The sequence below is a fragment of the Streptomyces sp. CA189 genome, from assembly GCF_056428985.1.
Window position 1 is genome coordinate 54,532 of the sequence record NZ_JBWJVM010000015.1, and the last position, 23,696, is coordinate 78,227.

Sequence of the window (23,696 nt, forward strand, 5' to 3'; positions counted from 1 at the left end):
GGCCGCGGCCGCGGACGGCGTGCACCCGGCAGCACCCCGCCGGCCGGCTCCAACAGGGCGCCCTCCCGCGGGGGTGTCGTTCGCGGACCGGCCGGGGCCGCCCGCCTAGCCTGCTCGCGTGGCACGAACCCGGCTCTACCGCGACGGCGTCCTGGCCCTGGAGGACTTCCCCGCCCAGGACCTCTCCGCGTACGCGGGGCAGCCGGACTGCACCGTCTGGCTGGACCTCTGCGATCCCACCGCCGCTGACTTCGACCTGATCACCGAGCAGTTCGGGCTGCACGAACTGGCCGTCGAGGACGCCCGGCACGCGCACCAGCGGGCCAAGCTCGACCGCTACCGCACGCACCTCTTCCTCAGCGCCTACGCCGTCTACACCGACACCCCCGACGGCCCCCTGCGGACCCGCGAGATCGCCGCCTTCGTCACCGCGAACGCCCTGATCACCGTCCGTGCGAGCGGCCACTTCGACATGGACCGCGTCGTCGCCTACTGGGACGACTCGGCCGACCTCGCCAAGGAAGGCGTCGGCTTCCTGCTCCACTGACTGCTCGACTACCTCGTGGACGACCACTTCAAAGCCGTCCAGCAGCTCGACGAGCAGATCGAGGCCCTGGAGCAACTGCTCTTCGAGGACGGTCGCGACGAGGTCCGGACCGTCCAGCGGCGCTCGTACGCCCTGCGCCGGGACCTGGTGCTCCTGCGCCGGGTGGTGCTGCCCATGCGCGAGGTGGTCAACACCCTGCTCCGCCGCGACCTGCACACCGTCAGCCCCGCGATGCTGCCGTACTACCAGGACGTCTACGACCACGTCCTGCGCGCCACGGAGTGGACCGAGTCCCTCCGCGACCTGGTGAACTCGGTCATGGACACCAATCTCACGGTCCAGGGCAACCGCCTCAACCTGATCATGAAGAAGGTCACCAGCTGGGCCTCGATCATCGCCGTCCCGACCGCGATCACCGGCTTCTACGGCCAGAACGTCCCCTTCCCGGGGGACGGCACCCGCACCGGCTTCCTGGTCTCCTCCGCGCTCATGCTCACCCTCTCCGTGGCCCTCTACTTCGGCTTCAAGAGGCGCGACTGGATCTGAGCGGTGCGCGATGATCAGGGGATGAGCGAGATCATCTTGATGTCGGACCCGAAGGTCGCGGCGATACCCGTCGAGGAGTGCGGCGAACGCCTCGTGGACGTCCGCCGCGGCGGCCACCTGCTGGTCGACGCACGCAAACAGGACCCGGCGGACGCCTTCGCGTACCTGCGGGAAGGCGTGCTGGCACGCCTGCTCGACGCCCAGCAGACCCTGCCCAGGGGCCTGCGGCTGCTGTTCGTCGAGGGGTACCGGCCGCCGTCGCTCCAGCGCGCGTACTTCGAGGAGTACGCCGGCCTGCTGCACGCGGACAACCCCGGGTGGAGCGAGGACCGGATCCATACGGCCGCGAGCCGCTACGTCTCCCCGCCCGCGATCGCTCCGCACAGTGCGGGTGCGGCCGTGGACCTCACGCTGGCCGATGCCGACGGGCGCGAGGTGGACATGGGCACGCGGATGAACGCGGACCCGGAGGAGAGCGGCGGCGCCTGCTACACGCACGCCGCCGGCATCGGCGAGGAGGCCCGTGCCAACCGGGAGCTGCTGGGCGCCGCCCTCACCACCGCCGGACTGGTGAACTACCCGACGGAATGGTGGCACTGGTCCTTCGGCGACCGCTACTGGGCTCTGCTCACCGGGGAGGCCGCAGCGCTCTACGGCGCGAAGGAGATCACTTCTGCGGCCGGCGCAGCAGCGGGGGAGCCGGGTGGAGCAGCGGGCTGGCGGCAGCCGGGCTCAGGCCGTCCATGACCAGGGTCACGTAGCGGCGCCAGCCCTCCTCGGCGGGGTCCATGGTCCACAGCACGCTGACGAGCATGCTCATGATCCTCTTCAGGTCGTCGGGCACGAGGTCCCCCCGGATCACCCCGGCCCGCTGACCCCGCGTCACCAGCGGGTCGAGCGCGTCGAAGAACCGGGCGCTGGTCTCCGCGGAGAGGACGCCGGCGTTCCGGGCGGCGGTCAGCACGTGGTGCTCGTCGGCCGCCGAGGTCAGAGCGGCCTCGAGTACGACGGCCAGGCCGCGGCGGGGGTCCTCGTCGGCCAGGCCGCGGTCGATGGCGGGGAGGACGTCCTGCGTGAACTGCTGGTCGAGCACGGCCCGGAGCAGGGCGGCCTTGTCGGGGAAGCGGCGGAAGAGCGTGGCGATCCCCACGCCTGCACGCCGCGCGATCTCGTCGAGCGGCGCCTCGGGTCCCAGCTCGGCGTACACCTCGCGTGCCGCTCTGACGATCTTCTCGATGTTGCGCACGGCGTCGGCGCGCAGGGGTTTGGGGCTTTCGGTCGGCACGCTGCCGAGAATACAACTGATAGTCGACGATCGGATCCGGTTGACACGTCGCGCACCGCAAACTGATAGTTGGCTACTGATTGTGGTGTGCGCAGACCCCGCACCCGCGCATCGCCGGGCAGACCTTCTCCGTAGCTCGTGCGTCCCGTGCCGCCCGGCCGGCCGGGCGGGCGGCCCATGCCTCTAGGACCCTTCATGCGACAGCCGCCCACGGCCACCCCCCGCACCGGCAAGGTGATCGCGACGCTCGCACTCGCGGGCATCGCCGCAGCCGTCATGCAGACGCTGGTCACGCCGCTGCTGGCCGACCTGCCGAACATCCTGCACACCTCCCACTCCAACTCCGCCTGGGTCGTCACCGCCACCCTCCTGGTCGCGGGCGTGTGCGTACCGATCAGCGGGCGCCTGGGCGACATGCTCGGCAAGCGCCGCATGCTCCTGGCCTGTTGCCTGCCGCTGATCATCGGATCGGTGGTGTGCGCGCTGGCGGGCGGCGTCGTCCAGATGATCGTCGGGCGCGGCCTGCAAGGCGTCGGCATGGGAATGATCCCGCTGGGCATCGCCCTGCTGCGCGACATCCTCCCCGCCGAGAAGCTCAGTTCCTCCATCGCCCTCGTGAGCGCCTCCATGGGCATAGGCGGCGGCATCGGCCTCCCGGTCTCCGCGGCCGTCGCCCAGTACGCGAGCTGGCGCTTCCTGTTCTGGGGTTCCGCGGCGCTCGCCGGCTGCGTGGCCGTCATGATCGTGGCCTTCGTCCCGGACGGCCCGGCCGCGGCCAAGGGCCAACGCTTCGACGCGGTCGGCGCGCTGGGCCTCGCGGCGGGCCTGGTGTGCCTGCTGCTGTTCGTGTCCAAGGGCGCCGACTGGGGCTGGGGATCAGCCGCCGCGCTCGGACTGATCACCACCGCCGTGGTGGTCCTGACGGCTTGGGCGTGGTTCGAATGGCGCACCACCGACCCGCTGGTCGACCTGCGCACCACGGTCCGCCCGCGCGTCCTGCTGACCAACCTCGCCTCGGTCTCCATCGGCTTCGGCATGTACGCCGGCATGCTGGTCGTCCCGCAACTGCTCCAGTTCCCCGCGGCCACCGGCTACGGCCTGGGCCAGTCCATGCTGGCGGCCGGCCTGTGGATGCTCCCCGGCGGGCTGATGATGATGGCCGTCTCCCCCCTCGGGGGCAAGCTCACCAACGCGCACGGCCCGAAGGTCACCCTCGTGTGCGGAGCGCTCGTCCTGGCCGCGGGCTACGGCGTGGCGCTCCTCTGCTCCGGAACGGCCGCCGGGCTGATGGCCGCCGTCATGGTCATCAACAGCGGTGTCGCCCTCGCCTACGGAGCCATGCCCGCTCTGATCATGAGCGCGGTACCCCTGACCGAAACCGGCGCCGCCAACGGCTTCAACGCCCTCATGCGCTCCCTGGGCACCTCCGTCGGCGCCGCCGTCGTCGGTGTGGTGCTGGCCCAGATGACCACCACGGCCGGCGGGGTCACCTTCACCTCCGAGGCGGGCTTCCGTACCGGCCTGCTGATGGGCGGCGGCTTCGCCCTGCTGTCCGGGGCCATCGCCGCTCTGATCCCCGCCCTCCGACCGGAGCGGCCCGCACCGCGCGACCCGTCGGACCCCACGACCGAAACGGCCCCCACCTCGGTGAGCAAGTAGCGCCGCCGCTCGGGGCGTCCAGGTCAGCGGGCCGCTTCGACGTACGACGCCAGGTGGGCCAGCGAGGAGGCGATGCCCGCCTCGTGGTCCGCCTGGTCGATGCCCGGCGGTACGTCCGTGGCGGTGACGGTCACCTCCGTGCCCTCCCCGGCGGCGGCGAGGTGCCAGGTCATCGTCATGGTGCCGGCGTACGACGGGTCGTCGGACTCGAACACGGCCTGCTGCACCACGCGCTCCGGCGGCACCAGCCCGGTGAACCGGACATCGACGATGTCGGTCGCGTCGGAGGTCTTGCCGGGGCTGTCGGCGGGATCGAGGTAGGTGAGGACCATCCGGAAGCCGCCGCCGGGCCTCGGGTCCCACCGCTCGATCCGCCCGCCCATGCCGTCCGGCGGGAGCCAGGCCTCCAGGGCCTCGCGGTCGAGGAGGGCGGCGTAGACGGCCGCCGGCGGCGCCGCGACCGTCCGGGCGCCGCAGTCGGTCCGGCCGGCGGACGGCGGGTTCCCCGACCGGTCCCGGTGCGTCGCCGGCGCATCCTCGGCACGGGCCTCCAGGGTGCGCAGGTGAGCGGTCACGGCCGCCGTGGTGCGCGGCTCGTCGCGGCTCGCCAGGAGGTCCAGCAGGGCCCCGCGCAGGACCGAGAGCAGCAGGGTGCGCTCGGCGAGTCCCTCGGGCGTGTCGCGGCGGGCCGGCTGCTGGGCGGCGGCGAAGACCTCCAGCCAGTCGGCGATCGTCCGCTCCGCGAAGCCCGCCCAGGGTCCCGCGCCGCCGCTCAGTGAGCGCGAGTAGCCCTCGACCCAGAGGGTGAGGACCTTGCGGTGTCCCGGGTCGGCCAGCCAGCTCCACACCAGCTCGCCCGTGCGGGCGAGCCCGTGCTCGGGCCTGGCCCGGTGCACGGCTTCGAGCATCCCCGTCTCGTCCTGCCGGGCCCGCGCGAGCAGCGCCTGCACCAGGGCGTCCTTGCTGCCGAACAGGAAGAGGAGGACGCGCGGGCTGCTGCCGATCGCCTCGGCCAGGGGCCGCAGGGACATGTCCGCCAGCCCGTGGTCGAGCACGTGGGCGTAGGCCAGCTCCAGGAGCTGCTGCTTGCGGGCGGAATCGGCGCGGGAGGAGTCGTCGCGGGCGGAGGGGGGCATCCGGACATTATGCTTTACTGAAACAGTTGTTTCAGTAGTTCGACGGTCGGCGATTCAGTGGCTCAGTGGCAGAGAGAGGGTCCCCATGAACGAGGTCCGCGCGGTGATCCGGCCGCTGGGGGAGCCGGGAGATCTCGGCTGGGTGGTCATGGCCCACGGCGAGCAGTACGCGAAGGAATTCGGCTGGGACGGCAGCTTCGAGGCCCTGGTCGCACGGATCGTCGCGGACTACGCGGCGGGCCACGATCCCACCCGCGAGGCGGCCTGGATCGCCGAACTGGACGGCCACCGGGTCGGCAGCGTGTTCTGCGTGGCCGACGGCGAGGGCGAGCAGGGCACCGCCAAACTGCGGATACTCCTCGTGGACCCCGCCGCCCGCGGCCACCGGCTGGGCTCGCGCCTGGTGGCCCGGTGCGTGGACTTCGCCCGTGAGGCGGGGTACGAGCGGATCCGGCTGTGGACGAACGACACCCTGGCGGCCGCACGCGGGATCTACCTGGCCGCCGGCTTCCGGCTCGTGGAGGAGGAGCCGCACCACAGCTTCGGCGTCGATCTGATCGGCCAGGTCTACGAGCTCGACCTGTCGGCCTGACCGGCAGGATCCGACGGGACGGCCCGGGCGCTACCGCCGCTCCGGCCCGAGGCCGACGGCGACCACCGAACGTCGAAGGCACGGAAACCGCCCGGGAGCACGGACACAGATAAGGACGGCGCCCGAGGGTAGACGCGAGCCGAGGCACCGCTGCGGAGCGACCGTTCCGCTGCTTTCCCGACGCGCGAGTGAGGACATCATGCTTTTCGCCGGACTCATCCTCCTGCTCATCGGATTCCTGACCGGAATCTCCGTTCTGTGGACCATCGGCGTCATCCTGCTCGTGGTGGGGGCGGTGCTGTGGCTCATGGGGTCGGTCGGGCACGCGGTCGGCGGCCGCCGTCATTACTGGTAGGCGGTGGCGGCACCGCCGGAGCGCTGTCGTCTGGTGGTCCGCCCCCCCGCGGGGGCGGACCACCACCCCCGTTACCGCGCAACTCGGCGGGGGCGGGGCGGCCCCGGCGGGGGGGGGGTGGGGGGGGGGCCCCCCCGGGGGGGGGGGGGCACCACCAGCCCGTTTCCGGAGCAACTCGGCTGTGTCATCGGCCCGTTGCCGGGTATCCGCGCAGCACGCCCGCCAGGCAGGCGGGCAGGCGGAGGACTCGAAGGAATGGGAATCCCGATGACGACGACCGGACTGCACGGAAACAAGTCCCTCCCCAGCACACAGGCGCTCCGCCGGCAGGCCGCCCGGACCGGGAGGGAACTCGGCCGGACGGTGGAGGCGCTGGTCTCCAGGGCGGGCGCCTCGGCGCGGGTCCACGAGACCGCCGGGAGGCTGCGGGAGACGGCCGCATCGCACGTCGGCCGCCTCGTGGACGACGAGAAGTTCGGCTCCGCACGGGGCAGGGCCGTGCGTGCCGTGACCACGGCACGGAGCCACCGGACCGCGTTGGCCACGGCCGCCGGCGTACTGGCCGCGGCCCTGCTCGCCCGGCGGAGCCGCCGGGCACGACGCGGACAGGCTGTTTGAACCGAGCGTTCCGGGCCAGACGAGAAGCGATCGAGCATCCGAATCAGGTCCGGATCCGACGGGAATCCGTATCGAATCCGGGCCGTCTCCGATGGAGGTTCTGAGGTGGGAAATGTGTCGCGTCTGCCTGGCCGTGCCGAGCACCACTGGTTGTGGCAGGAGGACGCCGCCTGCCGGGAACTGGGCTCGCGCCTCTTCTTCTACCCCACGGGCGAGCAGCGCCCGGACCGGGAGGCGCGGGACGCGGCGGCGAAGGAAGTGTGCGCGCTGTGCCCCGTGCAGCGCGACTGCCTGCGGCACGCGCTGGAGGTGGGAGAGCCGTTCGGCGTCTGGGGCGGGCTCACCGCGCACGAGAGGCGCCAACTCCGTACAGCGGGAGGGGAGAGGTCCGCGCTGTCTTCCACGGCTTGAGCCTCGGCGCCAGTGAAGGGAACGGCCCCCGAACACCGGGGGCCGTTCCCTTTGCCGCTTTCCGCAGGTCGAGCTCTCAGCAGGGGCGGACCGGCTGGAGGTTGTGGACGTAGCGGGCCGATACCCAGCCCTTCGAGCCGTGCAGGCGGTACCACACCGGGTTGCCGTCCACCCAGCCTCCGCGCTTCTGGCACACGAGGCGCACCCGCTGGTGCGGATGCAGCTTCTTCACCACGTCCGAGTACACGGTCGGCTTCTCGCGGACGTTGAGCGGCGCGCGGGACTCGACCACGCCCACGGGGCCGGACGTGACCTGTGCCTGCCCGACGGCGGGACCGGCGGCAGCCCAACCGGCCGTGCTCAGCGGCCCGATCAGCACTCCGGCCGCCAAGGCGTACGTCAGCAATGCCTTCTTCACCATCGGTTCCACTCTCCCTGTGTCGCCTGGGCGCGGGCCGGCAGCCCGTGCGGCCGACCGCCCGACCGACTATCCACCGCCCGGGCGGCGGATGACCGACGGCCCGGACGGAACACGCCCTCCGTTGCTCCGGATGGCCCAGGGCCCTTCGCCGCGGCCGCCGTCCCGGCCACCCACGGCGAAGGGCCCGAGCGCCGACACCGGGCCGGCCTGGGGGCTCAGGCGGCGAGCAGCCGGTCGACCAGTGCGCGATAGGCGCGCAGGGCGTGCCGCAGATCCTCGGTGGCCCCCTGTTCACCGCGGTGCCACTGCTCCTCCAGCCCGTCCCGGTGTGCGGAGAGGGTGTCCGCGAACCTGAGCATGACCTCCGACACGAGGGTGTCCGCCGACCCGGACCGCTTCCCGCGGATCGTCCGCCGTGAGCACGGACTCGGACGCCGCCCCCCGTCCCGCCTCGTCCTCGTGGTTCTTCTCCATGTCATCGGCTCCTCTGGTCGGATAGCAGCTCCTCGAACAGGGTGCGGTAGTGCACCATCGCCCCGCGGAGCTGCTCCGTCGTCGCCTCACCCGCACCGCCGCGCACCTTGGCCGCGTGGGCGGCCCGGTAGCGCTCCAGCGTGTGGCCGTGCTCCACGGAGAGGTCCCGCACCCGCTCCCGGTACCCCCCGGTGGGATAGCCTCGCTCACCCATCAGCCGGGTCAGCAGCTCGTCGGCCTCGGCCACGGAGCGTTCGGGCCGTCCACGAACCGCTGCTGGACACCGGTCCACTCGTCCGCGTACTCCTGCCGGCGCTCGGGCGGCAGGTCCTTGCCGAACCGCTCGCGCAGGTGGCGTCGTCTGGCCAGTGCCCACAGCAGTGCGATGAGCGCGATGACGACGACCGCCGCCACGACGATGACGGCCGTCAGCGAGTTGGTTGACATCTCAGGCCTCCGTTCGGGGGCTGTAGGTCCCAGTCGGCGCGGCTGCCCTGTCGGGCGGCGGGCAAACCCGCACCGGTGCCGCCGTGGGCCCGAGGTTTGAACCCACCGGTATCGAGCAGGCGCCCATGCGAAACGAGCCCGGAAGCAGAGGAGGGACGTGGCATGGCCGCGGACGCACACGAGAACCAGGACGTCGTCGCCTTGATCCTCAAGGACCACCGCAGGATGGAGGACCTCTTCCGCCGGATGCGCAGCGTGGAGGCCGACCGGGCGGACGCGCTCGCGAAGCTGTCCGCACTCCTCGTCGCGCACGGCGAGGCCGAGGAGGCCGAGGTGTACGGCGCGCTGAAGCGGTTCAAGGACGTCGACAACGAGGAGGTCGACCACGGGACCGAGGAGCACGCCGAGGGCAACGAGGCCCTCCTGGCGCTGCTGGAGGTGTCCGAGGTGGGTTCCGACGACTGGGACGGGCGCCTGGAGGACCTGGTCAAGGCGGTCTCCCACCACTTCGACGAGGAGGAGCGCACCATCCTCAACGGAGCCCGGGAGAACGTCCCGGACGAGCGGAGGGCCGAGCTGGGGGCGGCGTTCCTGCGGGAACGTGAGCGACGGCTCACCGCCGACTGCGGCAGCGTCGAGAACGTGCGCGCACTCGTACGGGGATGAAGGCGACGGCGGCGGGCCGGTGACGGGGGTCTGGGCTGGCCGGCTCCCCGTGCCCCGCGCCGCGTGCCGCGAGCACGGACCGGGCCCGGACTCCTCGAGTCCGGGCCCGGTCGCGACTGCGGTCAGATGATGCGGCCGCCGAAGCCGCCGACGGAGTAGTAGGCCCCGAGCTCCTCCCGGTAGCCGACGTCGTCGAGGTGCTTCTCGCGGTGGAACTCCGGAGCGTTCTTGATCTGCTCCTTGGTGCCGTCCACGTAGATCTTCTCCTGGTTCACGTCGACGATGATCACGGTGCTCGCCGGCAGCAGGACCTCCTTGCCGAAGATCCAGATCCCGGTGTCCACGACCAGGTAGGCGTCACCGGCCTCGTCGGAGTGCTTGTCGACCTTGCCGATGCTGCCGTCGGTCGCCTCGACCGTGTACCCGACCAGATCGCTACCGGTCAGGTGGCCGGCGGTCGACCTGTAGCTCCACACATGCTCAGTCACGCGAAAACAACTCCTTCGCCAGACAGGGGGCGGCGAGGCGGTGCCCGCCGTCCCTCTCCTTCGATGTCGTACGCGGCGCTGTCCGCGCCCCGCCCGAACTCGCCTGCCCCGGCTTCGGTCCTTCATTCGTCGTCCGTGCGTGGTCGGTACTGCCGCACCCTCCGGCCGTCGGGGGACGGGGCGCGGGCGCGTACCGGACCCTTCGCAGGGCAGAAGAGCCGCCATGACATGGAGACACGCGCCGCGGCGCGGTGAGAGCCCCGACAGCGGGACCGCGGCGGCCGTCCGGCGACGACGCCGTCCGGCGCACCCGGCCATCCGGGCGCTGGCCGTGGTGGCGGCCTTCGTCGGGACCGTCCTGTTCAGCGTGGTCCTGGGACGGCTCACGCTGGAACCGTCCGCCGCCTCGGTGGCCCTGGTGCACAGCAACGTCCGGCCCGGACATTCGATCAGCGCCTATCTGGAAGGGGCGTCGACCGTCGAGGCGGTGCGCCAGTTGGGCGGAAACCTGCTGCTGGGCCTGCCGTTCGGGGTGCTCCTGCCCGTCCTCATGCCGGCGGCCCGAGGGCTGCTGCGGGTCGCCGGCATGACGGTCTGTCTGATGACGCTGGTGGAGCTGATCCAGGGCGCCCTCGTCACGGGACGCGTCTTCGACATCGACGACGTCATCCTCAACACGACCGGAGCCCTGCTCGGATACCTGCTGATCGGCCGCCGCCTGGGGCGGGCCGTGCATCCGCCCCGCAGGCACTGGTGGCACCGCCGGCCCCGGCGAGGCACACCCGTACCCTCGCCGAGGCCGGAACCGAGGCCGGAACCGAGGCCGGAACCGAAGCCGAAACCGAAGCCGGCTCCGAGGCAGGCTCCGAAGCGGAAACGGAGGCCGAACTCGGAGCCGAGTCGCGCAGGTTGGCGGAAGGCCTTCCACCGCGACAGGTGACCCGCGCGGTCAGACCTCGCCGCGCCAGGCGCCGGTCTCGATCCCGCGCGACTCGATGAACAACTTGAACCGCAGCAGGTCACCAGCGACCTGGCGTTTGACGAAGCCGAGCTTGTCGGCCGCCGCCTCTGCCAGGCCGTCGGGGGCCCAGTTCAGGTGGAGGACGACCTTCGTGGTGGTCGCGTCGATCGGCTGGAAGGTGACGAGCCCGGCCTGGCGGGCCTCCCCACCGACCGTCATCCACGCGACGCGCCGGTCCGGGAGCTGCTCGGTGATCTGCGCGTCGAACTCGCGCTGCACCCCGTTCACGTTCGTCACCCAGTGGGTGAGCGTGTCCGTGCGCTGGACGATCCGTTCGACCCCCTCCATGAAGACGGGGAAGTCCTCGAACTGCGTCCACTGGTTGTAGGCCGTGCGTACGGGGACGTTGACCTCGACGTACTCCTCGACGTGCGACATGCGCCACCCCTTCCGGGTCGTCAGCGGCCCGCACCGGTGTGCGGGCCCTCCGTCAGAACGTCTCGGGGCGCGGCTACCCGCGGCCCGGAGCCCCATGCGCGGGCCGGAGCGGCCCCGTTGCCGCGCCGACCGGGACCGGCGAGGGCGGCTTCCCCGTGTCAGGTCCCCGCCGTGGGGAAGGCGCGCGGGAGTCCGTGCCGCTTCCACCCACTGGGGAGACATGAACACCGCCCTTCGCCTCCTGACCGTCCTGGGGGGCTCGATCCTGCTCACCGCCGTGGCCGGCTGGGCCGTCGACCGACTGCTCCGCCGCGCCGCCGCACGCCACCCCGAGACGCCCTTGTGGCACCTGCTGCGCCGCTGCCGCCACGCCCTGCAGATCGTCCTGCTCGCCGCGCTGTTCAAGGGCGCCTACCGGCAGACGGGGTGGCCGCCGCTGGACAACTCCGCGGCCGCGGGCCGGATTCTCATCCTCGCGTTGATCGGCGCCGGGGCCTGGCTGATCGTTGTCGTGGCCTCCGCCGTCGTCGAGTCGGGGTACGCCCGTTACGCCACCGGCACCCGCGACCCGGCCCGGGTACGCCGGGTCCGTACCCAGGTGACGCTGATCACGAGGGTCGTCACGGTCATCGTGGCCGTGATCGCGGTCGCCGCGATGCTCCTCACCTTCCCGAGCTTCCGCGCGCTCGGCACCTCCGTGCTCGCCTCTGCCGGAATCATCGGAATCGTGGCGGGCGTGGCGGCCCAGTCCACCCTGGGGAACCTCTTCGCGGGCTTCCAGATAGCCTTCGGCGACCTGGTGCGCATCGGAGACACGGTCGTGGTCGCCGGCGAGTGGGGGGTGGTCGAGGACGTCACCCTCACCTTCCTCGCCGTGCACACCTGGGACGAACGCCGCATCACCATGCCCGTCTCGTACTTCACGACCCGGCCCTTCGAGAACTGGTCGCGCGGCGGCGTCCAGATGACCGGCACGGTCTTCCTCCACTGCGACCACAGCGCGCCCGTGGGCCTCCTGCGGGACGAGCTCCACGAGATCCTGCGCGACCGCCCGGAGTGGGACGGCCGCGGCTGGGACCTCGCCGTGACGGAGACGACGCCCTCCACCATCGTGGTGCGGGCCATCGTCACGGCCAAGGACGCCGACGACCTGTGGACGCTGCGCTGCGCCGTACGCGAGCGGCTGATCGCCTGGCTGGCGGAGAAGCACCCCGGCGCCCTGCCCCGCATCCTGCTGGACCGGGCTCCGGGAGCGCAGGACACGCCGGACGAGCACGGCCTCTGACGGAACTCCCCGCCGGGCCGGGCCCGTACGGTACGCGGCTCCCGGCGGCGGCGCGCGTTCCTACCGGTGCCGGGCGAGGGTGTGTACGAGGACGATCAGCGTGAACGCGATGACGAGCAGGTGCACCCAGGAGGGCCCGATCGCCGGGGCCAGGGCCAGGGAGGTGAGCTGATGAGAGGTCATGAGGCGCTCCTGCCCCCGGCGGCCGGAAAGACGCCCTCCCTCGCGGGACGGCCGACGGGCAGTTCCGGCGCCGCAGTTCCGGCGCCGCAGCTCCGGCGCCGCAGCTCCGGCGCCGCAGCTCCGGCGCCGCAGCTCCGGCGCCGCAGGCCCGGCGGCGCAGGCCCGGCGCGCAGACCCATCGAGTGGATCCATCGCGCAGACCCGGCGGCCCCCGGCCCGGTCAGCGGGCCGCTGGCCTGCCGGACACCAGACGGGCGGCCTCGATCTCGGCCCAGACGGCCTTGCCGTGTTCGTGGGCGTGCGCGCCCCAGCGGTCGGACAGCCGCTCCACGATGTGCAGCCCGTGGCCGCCCGGCATGCCGCGCCGCGGGGCCGGGTGCAGGAGGGGCAGGGCCGTCGTGCCGTCGCACACCTCGATGCGCAGCGTTTCCCCGGCCGTGAGGACGAGCTCCCGGCAGCCGTCCGCGTGCAGGGAGGCGTTGGTCAGCAGCTCGGACACGAGGAGCAGGGCGTCCTCGGCGGTCTCGGTTCCGTCCCAGCCCCAGTCGCGCAGGGCCCGGCGCGTGAAGTCGCGTCCCTTGGCCACCGCGCCGCCGACGCCCGTCAGGGCGAGGCGGCGCCGCTGCCCGCCACCGGGAAGGCCGGCGCTCACTGGATCTCCCGTTTCCGGTCCGATGGTCTCCACCGTGCTCTCGCACCCCCGTGCCGATGCCGCTCTGTTCGCTGCTCCCGGGACCGCCCGGCCAGGTCGTGGCCGGTGTCCCGGACTGTCCGTATGCCCCCGAGCGGCCCGAGGACACCCGAGCCCGACCCCGAGTGTAGGTGACCTCCGATGTCAGGGCGTTGCCATGTGGAGCCGCAGCGTGAAGCCGTCGTCCACGGCCCGGACCTCGACCAGATCGCAGAGCTGATGGATCATCCACAGGCCCCGGCCGCCGTTGGGCGAGGCCAGGGAGGGGCGACGGCGCCCCGCGAGGGGGTCGGCCAGGCGGCCCGCGTCGTGGATCTCGGCGACGACTCCCGCACCGGCGCCGACGGTGGCCCACAGGCGGAGGGTGCCCTTCCCGCCCCCGTGGGACAGGGAGTTGGCCGCGGCCTCGCTGACGGCCAGGACCAGGTCCCCGCGCCGCGCCGGGGTCAGGCCGGTCCCGCGGGCCCAGGCCTCGGCGTACTGGCGCACCTCGGCCAGTCCTCCGTGGGAGTACGCGAACAGGGGCGCCTCGCCCTCGGGTTCGGGCAGCGGCCGGTCGCAGTCCGCCGAGACCCTCACGGCGTCGGTGTACGCCGGGCTCGCCGACTCCCGTCCTCCCTCGATCAGCGTGGGGTGCGTGCGCCGGGCGTCGGCCAGCACGTCGGGCGCCAGCCCCCGTACGTCGTACGGGCACAGCACGGTGGCGGGCCGGCCGGCGAAGGCCGTGTTGATGAGGGCCTCGTGCCGGGTGGCCTCCAGGACCTCGGCGGGGGAGCGGCCGGGCCAGATCGGCTCGCCGACGATCCGGGCCGCCCGGCTCACGTGCAGGTCGGCGAAATCCTGCAAGCCGGCCAGGATGCGGCCGGGGTTGCGGCCCAGCTCCGTCATGTCCGTCCAGGTGACGCCCGCGGCGCTTGCGCCGAGGCTCTCGCGCAGGGCGTCCAGGCGCGGGCCCGGTACGGCGACGAGGACCGGTTCACCGGCTGCCAGGGCGGCGCTCACGAACTCGCCCACGCGGGCCACGTACGCGTCGAGGTCCTGGTAGAAGAGGGCGGGATGGACGAAGGCCCCGGGCCCGACGGGCTCAGGAACAGTGATCATGCTGCGACCTCCAGCGCGGCGCATTCGTCCGGGAACATCTCCACGACCTTGCGGAGCGAATACGGCGGGTCGTGGAGCAACAGGCGCCGACCCTGCCCGCTGAGGGCGGCCGACGCCTTTACGAGGGCGGCGACCGCGGCCGTGTCGAGGAACACCACGGCGGACAGGTCGAGGTGGACGACGGGGCCGGGAATCGCGGTCACGGCGCCGAGCGCGGCGGACAGGCGCTGCCGGGTGTCGAGGTCACAGCTACCGCTCAGGCGCGCGCCCGGACGGTCCTGCCACGGCCGGGCGGTCAGCGGGGCCGAAGCGCCCGCTGCCGCCCCCGCGCCGGATGGGTAGTTCATGGTCCTTTCCTACACCGCGAGCATGCCGGTGCGCAGCCGTGCCAGGGTCCGGGACAGGATGCGGGAGACCTGCATCTGGGAGACGCCGAGCACGGCCCCGATCTCCGCCTGGGTCTTCTCCTGGCCGAAGCGCATCCGCAGGATGAGCCGGTCGCGTTCGTCCAGTTGCTCCAGCAGGGGTGCGAGGGTGTGGAACTCCTCGAAGAGTTCCATGCCGGGATCGACGGCGCCGTGGCGCTCCGTCATCGGCCGGGCGCTCCGGCCCGCCGCGGACGGCGCTTCCCCGTCTGCGGCGGCGGCGTCGAGGGAACTGCTCGTGTAGCCGTTCGCGGCCACCAGCCCCTCGATGACCTCGTCCTCGGACAGCTCCAGGTGCTGGGCGACCTCCTTGACCGTCGGCGCCCTGCCCAGGACGTCGCTCAGGGCGTCCTGGGCCTTGGCGAGTTCCGTACGCAGTTCCTGCAGGCGGCGCGGTACGTGCACGGCCCAGGTGGTGTCGCGGAAGTAGCGCTTGATCTCACCGGTGATGTACGGGAGGGCGAGGGTGGAGAACTCGACCTCGCGCTCCGTGTCGTAACGGTCGATGGCCTTGATCAGACCGATGGTTCCCACCTGGATGACGTCGTCCATGTCGAGACCGCCGCCGAGCACACGGGCCCGGAAGCGCCGCGCGGCGAACTGGACGAGGGACAGGTTCATCTCGATGAGGGTGTTGCGCGTGTACTGGTACTCGCGCGTCCCCTCCTCCAGCGTGCGCAGCCTCGCGAAGAAGAGCCGCGAGAGCTCCCGGGCGTCACCGGGTGCCATCTCCCGCGCGTTCTCCACCCGGAACAGGTCCGTGTCCTGCGTGGGCGCTCCCGCGGACTCCCGGTCACACGCGGGTACTTGAGCGTCTGCTGCACGAATTGGGCCTACAACGGTGGCCGAGCGGTACATGGTGGCCGCTCCCTCCCGATCGACTGACGGCTGCCGGGGGCGCTTCTGCCCCGCCTGGCGGGGTCTACACACTTCGAGGGCATCGGTTCTTCCGCTGGGTCTTGGGTACCGCTGCGGGACGGGCACCGGGCGTACGGCGTGGAGTTCCGCGAACCGGCCGCGTTCGCCGAGGACTTCGGGGCCTTCGCGGTCGCTGCCTGCGGCGGGCCGGACGTCGTCCGGGCGAGGGCCGCGGCGGAGACCTGCCGGATCCGCTCCCGATGCGGCCCCGCCGCTCCTCCGACGGGCGCGGGGCAGCGGAGCCGGGGGCAGCGGGCGCGGGCGCCGGAGCGGCGAGCAGGCATACTCCCTTGGAAGGACGTACGACCGACGATCCGGGGAGGCGGACATGACCGGAGCAGGGGACGGATACGGGCAGGGCGTGGTCGGGGACGGCTACCCGGCCGGTGCCGGCTGGGTGGTGGTGGCCCGGGGCGAGCTCGACCAGGACACGCTGGTTCCTTTGGAGGAGGCCCTCACGGAAGCTGCCGGCCGGCATCCGCTGGTGGTTCTGGACGCCGGTTCCATCACCTTCGGAGACTCCTCCTTCCTGAACCTGCTCCTGCGGCTGCACCACCTCACGACCCTGCGGATCGCCGCTCCCGGCGAGCAGTTGCGCCGGCTCTTCGCGGTGACCGGGGCCGATACGGTCCTGTCCCTGCACGCGAGCGTCGAAGCCGCCGTCGAGGCGTGAACCAACCGGGGTTTCCCGGCCATTGCCCCAGTCAACCGGTGTCCGGACCCCAGGCAGGCGGGTGTTGCGGTGACGGCTCTTGCGTGCGCGGGTGCCGCGCAGAGGACTCGTGCGCATACGGATCCCGCGCATCCGGCTCCCGCTCGTGCGGCTCCCGCACATGCGGGTCCGGTCCGCGGCCGGGCCGGAAGCACGCGGTGATCGCCTTGCCGCCGTGGCACGCGTGGACGTCCAGCGAATCGGCCAGCGCGGTGACGATCCCCAGCCCCCGGCCCGACGTGGCACCCGCGTCGGCAGCGGGATCCCGGCACCGTGGCAGCCGCGGATCGGCGTCCGCGACGCTCACGTGCAGGCAGCAGCCGTCCCAGGTCAGCACCAGGTGAGCGGTGCCGGCCGTGTGCAGGTGCGCGTTGGTGACGAGTTCCGAGACGCAGATCAGCACGGAGTACCCGGTGTCGGCCGCCGAGCCGCTCCACGGCAGCGACGCCAGGTGGCCCGCCGTCCACTCGCGCGCCGCCCGGACGCCCTCCGCGACGGGAAACGAACGGGCCCAGCCCACAGCCTTGACCGCCACCGCCTTCACCCCGTTTCCTCCGTTGTGTGCGAGTCTCACCGGTTCGTCTACCCGGAACCCGCCGGAGCACCCCGAGGCGCCCCGGGGCTTCCAAAGCGTGGTGCGCCGGGGTGTGTTCGGGCCGGGCGGGGCGGTCCTCCCGCGGACCTCCCCTTCCCGCAGGCAGGATGCGCCGTCCCCGGTGTGATCGACCGTGCCTTATGGTCCCTTCGGCGGCGCTAGCCTTCACCGGACCGGTGGTGCGGCGAAGACGGATCCCCACGGAGCCGGGCGCTTCGGCGCGCCCCGAAACCGGGGTCCTTCTTGTCCGTTCGTCGGAGTGTCGGTTTCGAGTGTGAGGTTGGGGCGGATGGCCGAGCGGGCGGGCACGGGTTCGGCGGGCGGGGTGCCCCCGCTCCCGGCTGAGGGCGGGATCGGCGAGGCGGAGCTGCGCAGGCTGCTGGCCGGGCTGACCGCCGTACGCGACGGGGATTTCCGTACCCGGCTGCCCGATGCGGCGGACGGGCTCCTCGGGGAGATCGCCACCGTCTTCAACGGGATGGTCAACCAGTTGTCCCTGTTCACCTCCGAGGTGACGAGGGTGGCCCGCGAGGTGGGCACCGAGGGGACGCTCGGCGGCCAGGCCGACGTACCCGGGGTCGGCGGCGCCTGGCTGGACCTCACGGATTCGGTCAACTTCATGGCCGGGAACCTGACCGCCCAGGTGCGCTCCATCGCCCAGGTCGCCACCGCCGTGGCCAAGGGCGACCTCTCGCAGAAGATCACCGTCACCGCCCGGGGGGAGATCCTGGAGCTGAAGGAGACCATCAACACGATGGTCGACCAGCTCTCCGGCTTCGCCGGCGAGGTGACCCGGGTGGCCCGCGAGGTCGGGACCGAGGGCCGGCTCGGCGGCCAGGCGGACGTCCAGGGCGTCTCCGGTACGTGGAAGGACCTGACGGAGTCGGTCAACGTCATGGCCGACAACCTGACCGCCCAGGTGCGCTCCATCGCCGAGGTCACCACCGCCGTGGCCCAGGGCGATCTGACCCAGAAGATCCGGGTGGACGCCCGGGGGGAGATCCTGGAGCTGAAGGAGACCATCAACACGATGGTCGACCAGCTCTCCGCGTTCGCCGACGAGGTCACCCGGGTGGCCCGCGAGGTCGGCACCGAGGGCAACCTGGGCGGCCAGGCCACGGTCCGGGGCGTCTCCGGCACCTGGAAGGACCTCACCGACAACGTCAACGTCATGGCCTACAACCTGACCGGCCAGGTGCGCTCCATCGCCCAGGTGGCCACCGCCGTCGCCCGCGGCGACCTCTCGCAGAAGATCATGGTGGAGGCGAAGGGCGAGGTCGCCGCGCTGGCCGGGGTCATCAACACGATGGTCGACACCCTGTCCGCCTTCGCCGACGAGGTGACCCGGGTGGCCCGCGAGGTGGGCACGGAGGGCCGGCTCGGCGGCCAGGCACAGGTGCCCAACGTGGCGGGCACCTGGAAGGACCTCACCGACAACGTCAACTCCATGGCCAACAACCTCACCGGCCAGGTCCGCAACATCGCCCTCGTCACGACGGCCGTCGCCAACGGCGATCTGTCCAAGAAGATCGACGTGGACGCGCGCGGGGAGATCCTGGAGCTGAAGACCACCATCAACACGATGGTCGACCAGCTCTCCGCCTTCGCCGCCGAGGTCACCCGCGTCGCCCGCGAAGTGGGCAGCGAGGGGCGCCTCGGCGGCCAGGCGGAGGTCGAGGGCGTCTCCGGGACCTGGAAGCGCCTGACGGAGAACGTCAATGAGCTGGCCGGCAACCTGACCCGCCAGGTCCGGGCCATCGCCGAGGTGGCCAGCGCGGTCGCCGAGGGCGACCTGACCCGCTCGATCACGGTCGACGCCTCGGGCGAGGTGGCCGAACTCAAGGACAACATCAACTCCATGGTCGGCTCGCTCCGCGAGAGCACCCGGGCCAACCAGGAGCAGGACTGGCTGAAATCGAACCTGGCCCGCATCTCCGGCCTGATGCAGGGCCACCGGGACCTCGCCGCCGTCGCCGAACTCGTCATGGACGAACTGACGCCGCTCGTCGCCGCCCAGTACGGAGCCTTCTACCTGGCCGAGGACCGCCCCGGCGGCACCGTGCTCACCCTCGTCGGCTCCTACGGGCGTTCCACCGCCGCGGCGGAGGGCGCCGTCTTCGCCCTCGGAGAGTCCCTCGTCGGACAGGCGGCCCGCAGCCGCCGGATCATCGCCACCGACCAGGTTCCCGGCGGCTACGTGATCTCCTCCGGGCTGGGCCACACCACCCCGGGCAGCCTGATCATCCTGCCGATCGTGGTCGACGACCAGATCCTCGGCGTCATCGAGCTCGCCTCCTTCACCGCCTTCAACCCCGTGCACCGCGACTTCCTCGCCCAGTTGATGGAGGCGATCGGCGCCAACGTCAACACGATCGTCGCCAACGCCCGCACCGACGAACTCCTCGGCGAGTCCCAGCGGCTGACCGGCGAGCTCCAGGCCCGCTCGGAGGAACTCCAGGTCCAGCAGGAGGAACTCCAGCGCTCCAACGCGGAGCTGGAGGAGAAGGCGGCCCTCCTCGCCAGCCAGAACAGCGACATCGAGGCGAAGAACCTGGAGATCGAGCAGGCCCGACAGGAGCTGGAGACCCGCGCGCAACAGCTGTCTCTGGCTTCCACCTACAAGTCCGAGTTCCTGGCCAACATGAGCCACGAGCTGCGCACCCCGCTCAACAGCCTCCTGATCCTCGCCCAGCTGCTCGCCCAGAACCCCGCCCGCAACCTCACCCCCAAGCAGGTCGAGTACGCCGGCATCATCCACTCGGCCGGCTCGGACCTCCTCCAGCTGATCAACGACATCCTCGACCTGTCCAAGGTCGAGGCCGGGAAGATGGACATCAACCCCGAGCGGGTCCACCTGCCCCAGCTCCTGGAGTACGTCGACGCCACCTTCCGGCCGATGACCACGCAGAAGAGCCTCGACTTCACCGTCACCACGGCCCCCGACGCCCCCGACGACCTGCTCACCGACGACTCGCGGCTGCGCCAGATCCTGCGCAACCTCCTCTCGAACGCCGTGAAGTTCACCGAGCGCGGACGCGTCGAACTCCGCATCGAGCCGGCCGCGGCCCCCGAGATCCCCGCCGGACTCTCCCGGCGCGGCCCGATGCTGGCCTTCCGGGTGCGCGACACGGGCATCGGCATCCCCGAACAGCAGCTGGAGTCGGTCTTCGGGGCCTTCCAGCAGGCCGACGGCACCACGAGCCGCAAGTACGGGGGCACCGGCCTCGGGCTCTCCATCAGCCGCGAGATCGCCCAGCTCCTCGGCGGGGCCGTCACCGCGGAGAGCACCCCCGGCCAGGGCAGCACCTTCACCCTCTACCTGCCGGTCAGCCGCGCGGACTACGAGGACGCCTCCTACCCCGAGGCCGCCTTGGCGCTCCCGCCCGGGGCCTCGTACCGATCGGTGGGGCAGAGCCGTCCGGGCAAGCCCGTACTCCCGGATCAGCGGCGGCCCCGCCGCCTGCTGGTGATCGAGGAGCGGACGAACGGCCTGCTCTCCCTCGTCGCCGAGAGCGCCGACCGGGACTTCGCCCCAGGCCACCGGACGGCGGGGGAGCGGGGCGGCATCCACGTGGTCAACGCCACGAGCTCCCGCGAGGCCGCCGCCGCCCTGGCGGCGCACTCCTTCCACTGCGTCGTCCTGGAACTGGACCTGCCCGACGGGGAAGCGCTCCGCTTCCTCGACGCCCTCGACGGAGACCCGGCCCTCGCCTCCCTCCCGGTCCTCGCCCACAACAACCCCCGGGTGCGGACCGGCCAGGAGGCAGCCCTGCGCCGGCGGTCCGCGTCCCGCCGCGTGGAACTGCTCTCCAGCCTGGACGAGCTGCGCGAGCGCATCGCGCTCCACCTGTCCGCCGAACAGCCGGGGGACGTCCTGCCCCTGGTGCACGGCGACGCGCGCCGCCGGCACGCCGAGCACGTACTCGAAGGCGACCTGGCCGGACGCACCGTGCTCGTCGTCGACGACGACGCACGCAACCTCTTCGCCCTGAGCGGGGTCCTGGAACTGCACGGCATGCGGGTGCTCCACGCCGAGGACGGCCGCAAGGGCATCGACGCCCTCGTCCGCAACACCGGCGTCGACATCGTCCTGATGGACGTGATGATGCCCGAACTGGACGGCTACGCCGCCACCGCCGAGATCCGGCGGATGCCGCAGTACGTGGGCCTGCCCATCATCGCGGTCACGGCCAAGGCGATGCCCGGGGACCGGGAGAAGAGCCTCGCCGCGGGCGCCAGCGACTACGTGACCAAGCCGGTGGACGCCGACGACCTCATCGCCCGCATCCGGCGCTGGCTCACCCGGTGACCGAGGACACGCGCCGGTACGAAGACGCCCGCCGGCCGGGATCACCGGACGGCGACCGGCCTACGGGCGGCGTCGTCCCGCAGCAGGCTCCGACACCCCTGGGGCGCCTCGTCGCCACCGTGGAACGGCTGCGCCGCGAGGTGCTGGAGGCCCAAGTGGCCGCCGACGGACGGGCCTTGGTCGAGTTGGCCAAGGGCATCCTGATCGGGCAGCTGAACTGCACCCCGGCCGCGGCGGCCCGCCAGCTCGACGTACTGTGCCGCGAGAGCGGGATGTCCCCCCTCGAACTCGCCGCCGACATCGTCAACCAGGCCTCCCGCGACCACGTCAGCGAGATCGCAGCCGAGTTCGTCGCACGGACGGGCACGGGGACGGAGGGCTCCGACCCGCCCGAGCAGCGGTCCACGGTGTCGGTGCGGCTGCGCACCGCCGAGAGCGGGGTGCTCGCCGTCGCCGCCGACACCCAGGCGGTCGCCGAGTCCCTCCTGACGAACGCCCTGGGCCCCCTGGGAGCGGTGGCGGTGGCCGTGTGGACCGCGGTGCCCGACGGTTCGCTTGCCCTCGCCGGCCACGCCGGCTTCCCGCCAAGGGAAGCCGCCCGCTGGCGCCACGTCCCCCCGGGCGTCTCCACCGTCGCCCGCCTCGCGCTGGCGGAACGCCGGCTGGTCACCCTCACCGACCTCGACCGGGAGGGGCTCCCCTCCATCGGCCGCGCCGAGTGGCCCGGCGGCGGGCGGATGGCGGTGCCCACGGGGACCGGCGGACGGATCCAGGGCGTCCTGGAGATCTGCTGGCCGCGGCCCCTGGAGCCCCAGTCACCCCAGATCGAGCGGCAGGTCGAGGCCCTCGCCGAACTGTGCGCCCGCACCATGGACGCCGCACCCCCGCGCGACCCCGCGGCCGCCGACGCGGTCCTCCCGGACGTCGCCGAGCTCATCGACCTCGCCGAGGGACTCCAGGACCCGGCCGTGGTCCTCACCCCGGTCCTCGACGCCGAGGGCAGGCTCGCCGACTTCCGGATCCGGCACACCGGCAGCCGCTTCGTCGACCCGGTGGGACGGCCGCGCGGCGACGTCAACGGCGCGCTGCTGCTGGAGGCCTACCCCCTGGCCGCCGGCGAGAGCGGGCTGTTCGACATCATCGAGCGCGTGCACGCGACGGGCGAGCCCTTCCGCGCCGAACGCATGAGCCTGACCGCGCTCGTCGACCAGATCCCCGTCACCTCGGTAGCCGACATCAGCGTCAGCCGCCACGGCTCCGCCGTCCTGCTGATCTGGCGCATCCAGGACGAGACGGCCCGGCTGGCCAACCTCCTCCAGCACGCCCAACGCCTGGGCCGGATCGGAGGCTTCGAGGAGAACCTCGTCACCGGGGACACCACCTGGAACGCGCAGCTCTACGATCTCCACGGACTCCCGCCCACCGCGTCCCCGGTCCGGCTGCGCGAACTCCCCGGCTACGCGCACCCCGACGACTCCGCGGCCCTCGGGCGCTTCCTGCGCGCGGTCCTCCGCCACCGCCGCCCCGCCTCCGTCAACCTGCGCCTGCGCAGACCCGACGGAATCACCCGCCACATCCGGGTCGTCGCCGAGCCCGTCCTCGACGCCGACCAGCGGCTGCACGCCGTGCGAGGCGCCTACCAGGACATCTCCGCCCAGCACTGGACCGAGGTGGCCCTGGCCGCGACCCGGGACCAACTCGCCCACACCGAGGCCGAGTCCGCCGAGCGCAACCGGCTGGCCCTGCAGCTCCAGCACGCCATCATGCCCCCCACCCCACCGGCCATCGAGGCGCCCGGCCTGCGGGTCGCCGTCCGCTACCGGCCCGCGGAGATCGAGGCGCTCGTCGGCGGAGACTGGTACGACACCGTGGTGCTGCCCTCCGGTCTGGTCATGCTGTCGGTGGGCGACGTCGCCGGGCACGGCATCGAGGCGGCCACCGGCATGGTCGTCCTGCGCAACGCCCTCCGCGGCCTCGCCGTCACCGGCGCGGGCCCCGCCCAGCTGCTGTCCTGGCTCAACACGGTCACCCATCACCTCGCCAAGCATGTGACGGCCACCGCCGTCTGCGGCCTCTTCGACCCGCGCACCAGGGTGATGCGCTGGGCCCGCGCCGGGCACCTGCCCCCCGTACTCGTCCGGCGCGGGGAGGCGGAGGCCTTCCCGCTCATCGAGGGGCTGCTCCTCGGAGCCCTGCCCGAAGTCGCCTACGTCGAGCGGGAGGTGCGGCTCGAACCGGACGACACCCTGCTGATGTACACGGACGGGCTGGTGGAGCGCCGGGACTCCTCGGTGCAGGAGTCGCTCGGCCACCTGGTGCACGTGGCGGCCGCAGCTGCCGGGGATCTGGACGGCCAGCTGGACCGCCTCCTCGCCGAGAGCCGCTCCGACACGGACGACGACACCTGCGTGATCGGCATCCGGGTCCGCTGAC

26 protein-coding genes and 1 pseudogene are annotated in these 23,696 nt (G+C 72.4%); 13 read left to right on the forward strand and 14 right to left on the reverse strand.

The genetic code is table 11. The features are described from left to right. Positions 1-118: 118 nt before the first annotated feature. A pseudogene (locus tag AC061S_RS14950) lies at positions 119-1,093 on the forward strand (magnesium transporter CorA family protein). Positions 1,094-1,114: 21 nt separating this feature from the next. Next, complete coding sequence (locus AC061S_RS14955; RefSeq protein WP_478686418.1) at positions 1,115-1,840, forward strand: M15 family metallopeptidase; 726 nt, start codon at positions 1,115-1,117, stop codon at positions 1,838-1,840. On the opposite strand, the gene AC061S_RS14960 is transcribed toward AC061S_RS14955, so the two are convergent. Further along, complete coding sequence (locus AC061S_RS14960) at positions 1,761-2,378, reverse strand: TetR/AcrR family transcriptional regulator (RefSeq protein WP_478686419.1); 618 nt, start codon at positions 2,376-2,378, stop codon at positions 1,761-1,763. The genes AC061S_RS14955 and AC061S_RS14960 overlap by 80 nt on opposite strands. A gap of 195 nt (positions 2,379-2,573) precedes the next feature. On the opposite strand from AC061S_RS14960, the gene AC061S_RS14965 reads away from it, so the two are divergent. Then, entirely contained in the window at positions 2,574-4,037 is a 1,464-nt protein-coding gene (locus AC061S_RS14965) for an MFS transporter (RefSeq protein ID WP_478686420.1), read from the forward strand. 23 nt (positions 4,038-4,060) lie between these two features. Here AC061S_RS14965 and AC061S_RS14970 read toward each other — a convergent pair whose 3' ends face one another. Then, on the reverse strand, positions 4,061-5,173 hold the full coding sequence (locus AC061S_RS14970) for an SRPBCC domain-containing protein (RefSeq protein ID WP_478686421.1): 1,113 nt from the start codon (positions 5,171-5,173) through the stop codon (positions 4,061-4,063). Positions 5,174-5,258: 85 nt separating this feature from the next. On the opposite strand from AC061S_RS14970, the gene AC061S_RS14975 reads away from it, so the two are divergent. The 4 genes from AC061S_RS14975 (at position 5,259) to AC061S_RS14990 (ending at position 7,149) form a co-directional block, all read left to right on the forward strand. Next, a complete protein-coding gene (locus AC061S_RS14975) occupies positions 5,259-5,765 on the forward strand; it encodes a GNAT family N-acetyltransferase (RefSeq protein WP_478686422.1) in 507 nt (168 codons plus the stop codon). 199 nt (positions 5,766-5,964) lie between these two features. After that, the gene (locus tag AC061S_RS14980; RefSeq protein WP_385381719.1) at positions 5,965-6,120 is read left to right on the forward strand and encodes a DUF6131 family protein; all 156 of its coding nucleotides are present in this window, start codon (positions 5,965-5,967) and stop codon (positions 6,118-6,120) included. A 267-nt stretch (positions 6,121-6,387) separates the two neighbouring features. Further along, positions 6,388-6,738 carry a hypothetical protein gene (locus AC061S_RS14985; RefSeq protein ID WP_478686423.1) on the forward strand — a complete coding sequence of 117 codons (351 nt, stop codon included), beginning with the start codon at positions 6,388-6,390 and terminating at the stop codon, positions 6,736-6,738. Positions 6,739-6,852: 114 nt separating this feature from the next. Continuing rightward, positions 6,853-7,149, forward strand: a complete 297-nt coding sequence (locus AC061S_RS14990; RefSeq protein WP_478686424.1) for a WhiB family transcriptional regulator — start codon at positions 6,853-6,855, stop codon at positions 7,147-7,149. A 76-nt stretch (positions 7,150-7,225) separates the two neighbouring features. Here the strand turns inward: AC061S_RS14990 and AC061S_RS14995 are convergent, their stop codons facing one another. From AC061S_RS14995 to AC061S_RS15010, 4 genes are all read right to left on the reverse strand, one after another. Then, positions 7,226-7,570, reverse strand: coding sequence for an SH3 domain-containing protein (locus tag AC061S_RS14995; RefSeq protein ID WP_478686425.1), 345 nt, complete (start codon positions 7,568-7,570; stop codon positions 7,226-7,228). A gap of 215 nt (positions 7,571-7,785) precedes the next feature. After that, positions 7,786-7,929 carry a hypothetical protein gene (locus tag AC061S_RS15000; RefSeq protein ID WP_478686426.1) on the reverse strand — a complete coding sequence of 48 codons (144 nt, stop codon included), beginning with the start codon at positions 7,927-7,929 and terminating at the stop codon, positions 7,786-7,788. A gap of 116 nt (positions 7,930-8,045) precedes the next feature. Continuing rightward, positions 8,046-8,291, reverse strand: coding sequence for a hypothetical protein (locus AC061S_RS15005; RefSeq protein ID WP_478686427.1), 246 nt, complete (start codon positions 8,289-8,291; stop codon positions 8,046-8,048). After that, entirely contained in the window at positions 8,267-8,491 is a 225-nt protein-coding gene (locus tag AC061S_RS15010; protein WP_478686428.1) for a hypothetical protein, read from the reverse strand. The genes AC061S_RS15005 and AC061S_RS15010 overlap by 25 nt, the downstream gene beginning before the upstream one ends. A 162-nt stretch (positions 8,492-8,653) precedes the next feature. Here AC061S_RS15010 and AC061S_RS15015 point away from each other — a divergent pair, with 162 nt between their 5' ends. Next, on the forward strand, positions 8,654-9,157 hold the full coding sequence (locus AC061S_RS15015; protein WP_478686429.1) for a hemerythrin domain-containing protein: 504 nt from the start codon (positions 8,654-8,656) through the stop codon (positions 9,155-9,157). Positions 9,158-9,279: 122 nt separating this feature from the next. Here the strand turns inward: AC061S_RS15015 and AC061S_RS15020 are convergent, their stop codons facing one another. Beyond that, the gene (locus tag AC061S_RS15020; protein WP_478686430.1) at positions 9,280-9,645 is read right to left on the reverse strand and encodes a PRC-barrel domain-containing protein; all 366 of its coding nucleotides are present in this window, start codon (positions 9,643-9,645) and stop codon (positions 9,280-9,282) included. A gap of 223 nt (positions 9,646-9,868) precedes the next feature. Here AC061S_RS15020 and AC061S_RS15025 point away from each other — a divergent pair, with 223 nt between their 5' ends. Then, on the forward strand, positions 9,869-10,585 hold the full coding sequence (locus AC061S_RS15025) for a VanZ family protein (RefSeq protein ID WP_478686431.1): 717 nt from the start codon (positions 9,869-9,871) through the stop codon (positions 10,583-10,585). A 9-nt stretch (positions 10,586-10,594) separates the two neighbouring features. On the opposite strand, the gene AC061S_RS15030 is transcribed toward AC061S_RS15025, so the two are convergent. Continuing rightward, complete coding sequence (locus tag AC061S_RS15030; RefSeq protein WP_478686432.1) at positions 10,595-11,044, reverse strand: SRPBCC family protein; 450 nt, start codon at positions 11,042-11,044, stop codon at positions 10,595-10,597. 220 nt (positions 11,045-11,264) lie between these two features. Between AC061S_RS15030 and AC061S_RS15035 the strand changes: the two genes are divergently transcribed. Continuing rightward, the gene (locus AC061S_RS15035; protein ID WP_478686433.1) at positions 11,265-12,329 is read left to right on the forward strand and encodes a mechanosensitive ion channel family protein; all 1,065 of its coding nucleotides are present in this window, start codon (positions 11,265-11,267) and stop codon (positions 12,327-12,329) included. Positions 12,330-12,389: 60 nt separating this feature from the next. Here AC061S_RS15035 and AC061S_RS15040 read toward each other — a convergent pair whose 3' ends face one another. The 5 genes from AC061S_RS15040 to AC061S_RS15060 form a co-directional block, all read right to left on the reverse strand. After that, the gene (locus AC061S_RS15040; RefSeq protein ID WP_478686434.1) at positions 12,390-12,512 is read right to left on the reverse strand and encodes a hypothetical protein; all 123 of its coding nucleotides are present in this window, start codon (positions 12,510-12,512) and stop codon (positions 12,390-12,392) included. 220 nt (positions 12,513-12,732) lie between these two features. After that, complete coding sequence (locus AC061S_RS15045; RefSeq protein WP_478686435.1) at positions 12,733-13,164, reverse strand: ATP-binding protein; 432 nt, start codon at positions 13,162-13,164, stop codon at positions 12,733-12,735. Between the two features lie 183 nt (positions 13,165-13,347). Then, positions 13,348-14,304, reverse strand: a complete 957-nt coding sequence (locus tag AC061S_RS15050) for an anti-sigma factor RsbA family regulatory protein (protein WP_478686436.1) — start codon at positions 14,302-14,304, stop codon at positions 13,348-13,350. Continuing rightward, positions 14,301-14,651 carry an STAS domain-containing protein gene (locus tag AC061S_RS15055; RefSeq protein ID WP_478686437.1) on the reverse strand — a complete coding sequence of 117 codons (351 nt, stop codon included), beginning with the start codon at positions 14,649-14,651 and terminating at the stop codon, positions 14,301-14,303. The genes AC061S_RS15050 and AC061S_RS15055 overlap by 4 nt, the downstream gene beginning before the upstream one ends. Before the next feature lie 9 nt (positions 14,652-14,660). Further along, positions 14,661-15,587, reverse strand: a complete 927-nt coding sequence (locus AC061S_RS15060) for a SigB/SigF/SigG family RNA polymerase sigma factor (protein WP_478686438.1) — start codon at positions 15,585-15,587, stop codon at positions 14,661-14,663. Between the two features lie 388 nt (positions 15,588-15,975). Between AC061S_RS15060 and AC061S_RS15065 the strand changes: the two genes are divergently transcribed. Next, on the forward strand, positions 15,976-16,320 hold the full coding sequence (locus AC061S_RS15065; RefSeq protein WP_478686439.1) for an STAS domain-containing protein: 345 nt from the start codon (positions 15,976-15,978) through the stop codon (positions 16,318-16,320). Between the two features lie 31 nt (positions 16,321-16,351). Here AC061S_RS15065 and AC061S_RS15070 read toward each other — a convergent pair whose 3' ends face one another. Then, positions 16,352-16,903: an ATP-binding protein gene (locus tag AC061S_RS15070; RefSeq protein ID WP_478686440.1), complete on the reverse strand. Its 552-nt coding sequence runs from the start codon at positions 16,901-16,903 to the stop codon at positions 16,352-16,354. 340 nt (positions 16,904-17,243) lie between these two features. On the opposite strand from AC061S_RS15070, the gene AC061S_RS15075 reads away from it, so the two are divergent. Together AC061S_RS15075 and AC061S_RS15080 are read left to right on the forward strand one after the other, a co-directional pair. Next, a complete protein-coding gene (locus tag AC061S_RS15075) occupies positions 17,244-21,263 on the forward strand; it encodes a HAMP domain-containing protein (protein WP_478686441.1) in 4,020 nt (1,339 codons plus the stop codon). After that, positions 21,260-23,695: a SpoIIE family protein phosphatase gene (locus AC061S_RS15080; protein ID WP_478686442.1), complete on the forward strand. Its 2,436-nt coding sequence runs from the start codon at positions 21,260-21,262 to the stop codon at positions 23,693-23,695. The genes AC061S_RS15075 and AC061S_RS15080 overlap by 4 nt, the downstream gene beginning before the upstream one ends. Position 23,696 lies beyond the last annotated feature (1 nt).

What these genes read in the sequence shown, in the direction of transcription:
- AC061S_RS14975 (WP_478686422.1), top strand. Translation starts at nt 5,259, where the DNA reads ATGAACGAGGTCCGCGCGGTGATCCGGCCGCTGGGGGAGCCGGGAGAT.
- AC061S_RS15055 (WP_478686437.1), bottom strand. Translation starts at nt 14,651, where the DNA reads ATGAACTACCCATCCGGCGCGGGGGCGGCAGCGGGCGCTTCGGCCCCG.
- AC061S_RS14995 (WP_478686425.1), bottom strand. Translation starts at nt 7,570, where the DNA reads ATGGTGAAGAAGGCATTGCTGACGTACGCCTTGGCGGCCGGAGTGCTG.
- AC061S_RS15030 (WP_478686432.1), bottom strand. Translation starts at nt 11,044, where the DNA reads ATGTCGCACGTCGAGGAGTACGTCGAGGTCAACGTCCCCGTACGCACG.
- AC061S_RS15000 (WP_478686426.1), bottom strand. Translation starts at nt 7,929, where the DNA reads ATGCTCAGGTTCGCGGACACCCTCTCCGCACACCGGGACGGGCTGGAG.
- AC061S_RS15040 (WP_478686434.1), bottom strand. Translation starts at nt 12,512, where the DNA reads ATGACCTCTCATCAGCTCACCTCCCTGGCCCTGGCCCCGGCGATCGGG.
- AC061S_RS14955 (WP_478686418.1), top strand. Translation starts at nt 1,115, where the DNA reads ATGAGCGAGATCATCTTGATGTCGGACCCGAAGGTCGCGGCGATACCC.
- AC061S_RS15025 (WP_478686431.1), top strand. Translation starts at nt 9,869, where the DNA reads ATGACATGGAGACACGCGCCGCGGCGCGGTGAGAGCCCCGACAGCGGG.
- AC061S_RS15050 (WP_478686436.1), bottom strand. Translation starts at nt 14,304, where the DNA reads ATGATCACTGTTCCTGAGCCCGTCGGGCCCGGGGCCTTCGTCCATCCC.
- AC061S_RS15035 (WP_478686433.1), top strand. Translation starts at nt 11,265, where the DNA reads ATGAACACCGCCCTTCGCCTCCTGACCGTCCTGGGGGGCTCGATCCTG.
- AC061S_RS15065 (WP_478686439.1), top strand. Translation starts at nt 15,976, where the DNA reads ATGACCGGAGCAGGGGACGGATACGGGCAGGGCGTGGTCGGGGACGGC.
- AC061S_RS15060 (WP_478686438.1), bottom strand. Translation starts at nt 15,587, where the DNA reads ATGTACCGCTCGGCCACCGTTGTAGGCCCAATTCGTGCAGCAGACGCT.
- AC061S_RS15075 (WP_478686441.1), top strand. Translation starts at nt 17,244, where the DNA reads ATGGCCGAGCGGGCGGGCACGGGTTCGGCGGGCGGGGTGCCCCCGCTC.
- AC061S_RS15010 (WP_478686428.1), bottom strand. Translation starts at nt 8,491, where the DNA reads ATGTCAACCAACTCGCTGACGGCCGTCATCGTCGTGGCGGCGGTCGTC.
- AC061S_RS14980 (WP_385381719.1), top strand. Translation starts at nt 5,965, where the DNA reads ATGCTTTTCGCCGGACTCATCCTCCTGCTCATCGGATTCCTGACCGGA.
- AC061S_RS14965 (WP_478686420.1), top strand. Translation starts at nt 2,574, where the DNA reads ATGCGACAGCCGCCCACGGCCACCCCCCGCACCGGCAAGGTGATCGCG.
- AC061S_RS14985 (WP_478686423.1), top strand. Translation starts at nt 6,388, where the DNA reads ATGACGACGACCGGACTGCACGGAAACAAGTCCCTCCCCAGCACACAG.
- AC061S_RS15015 (WP_478686429.1), top strand. Translation starts at nt 8,654, where the DNA reads ATGGCCGCGGACGCACACGAGAACCAGGACGTCGTCGCCTTGATCCTC.
- AC061S_RS14970 (WP_478686421.1), bottom strand. Translation starts at nt 5,173, where the DNA reads ATGCCCCCCTCCGCCCGCGACGACTCCTCCCGCGCCGATTCCGCCCGC.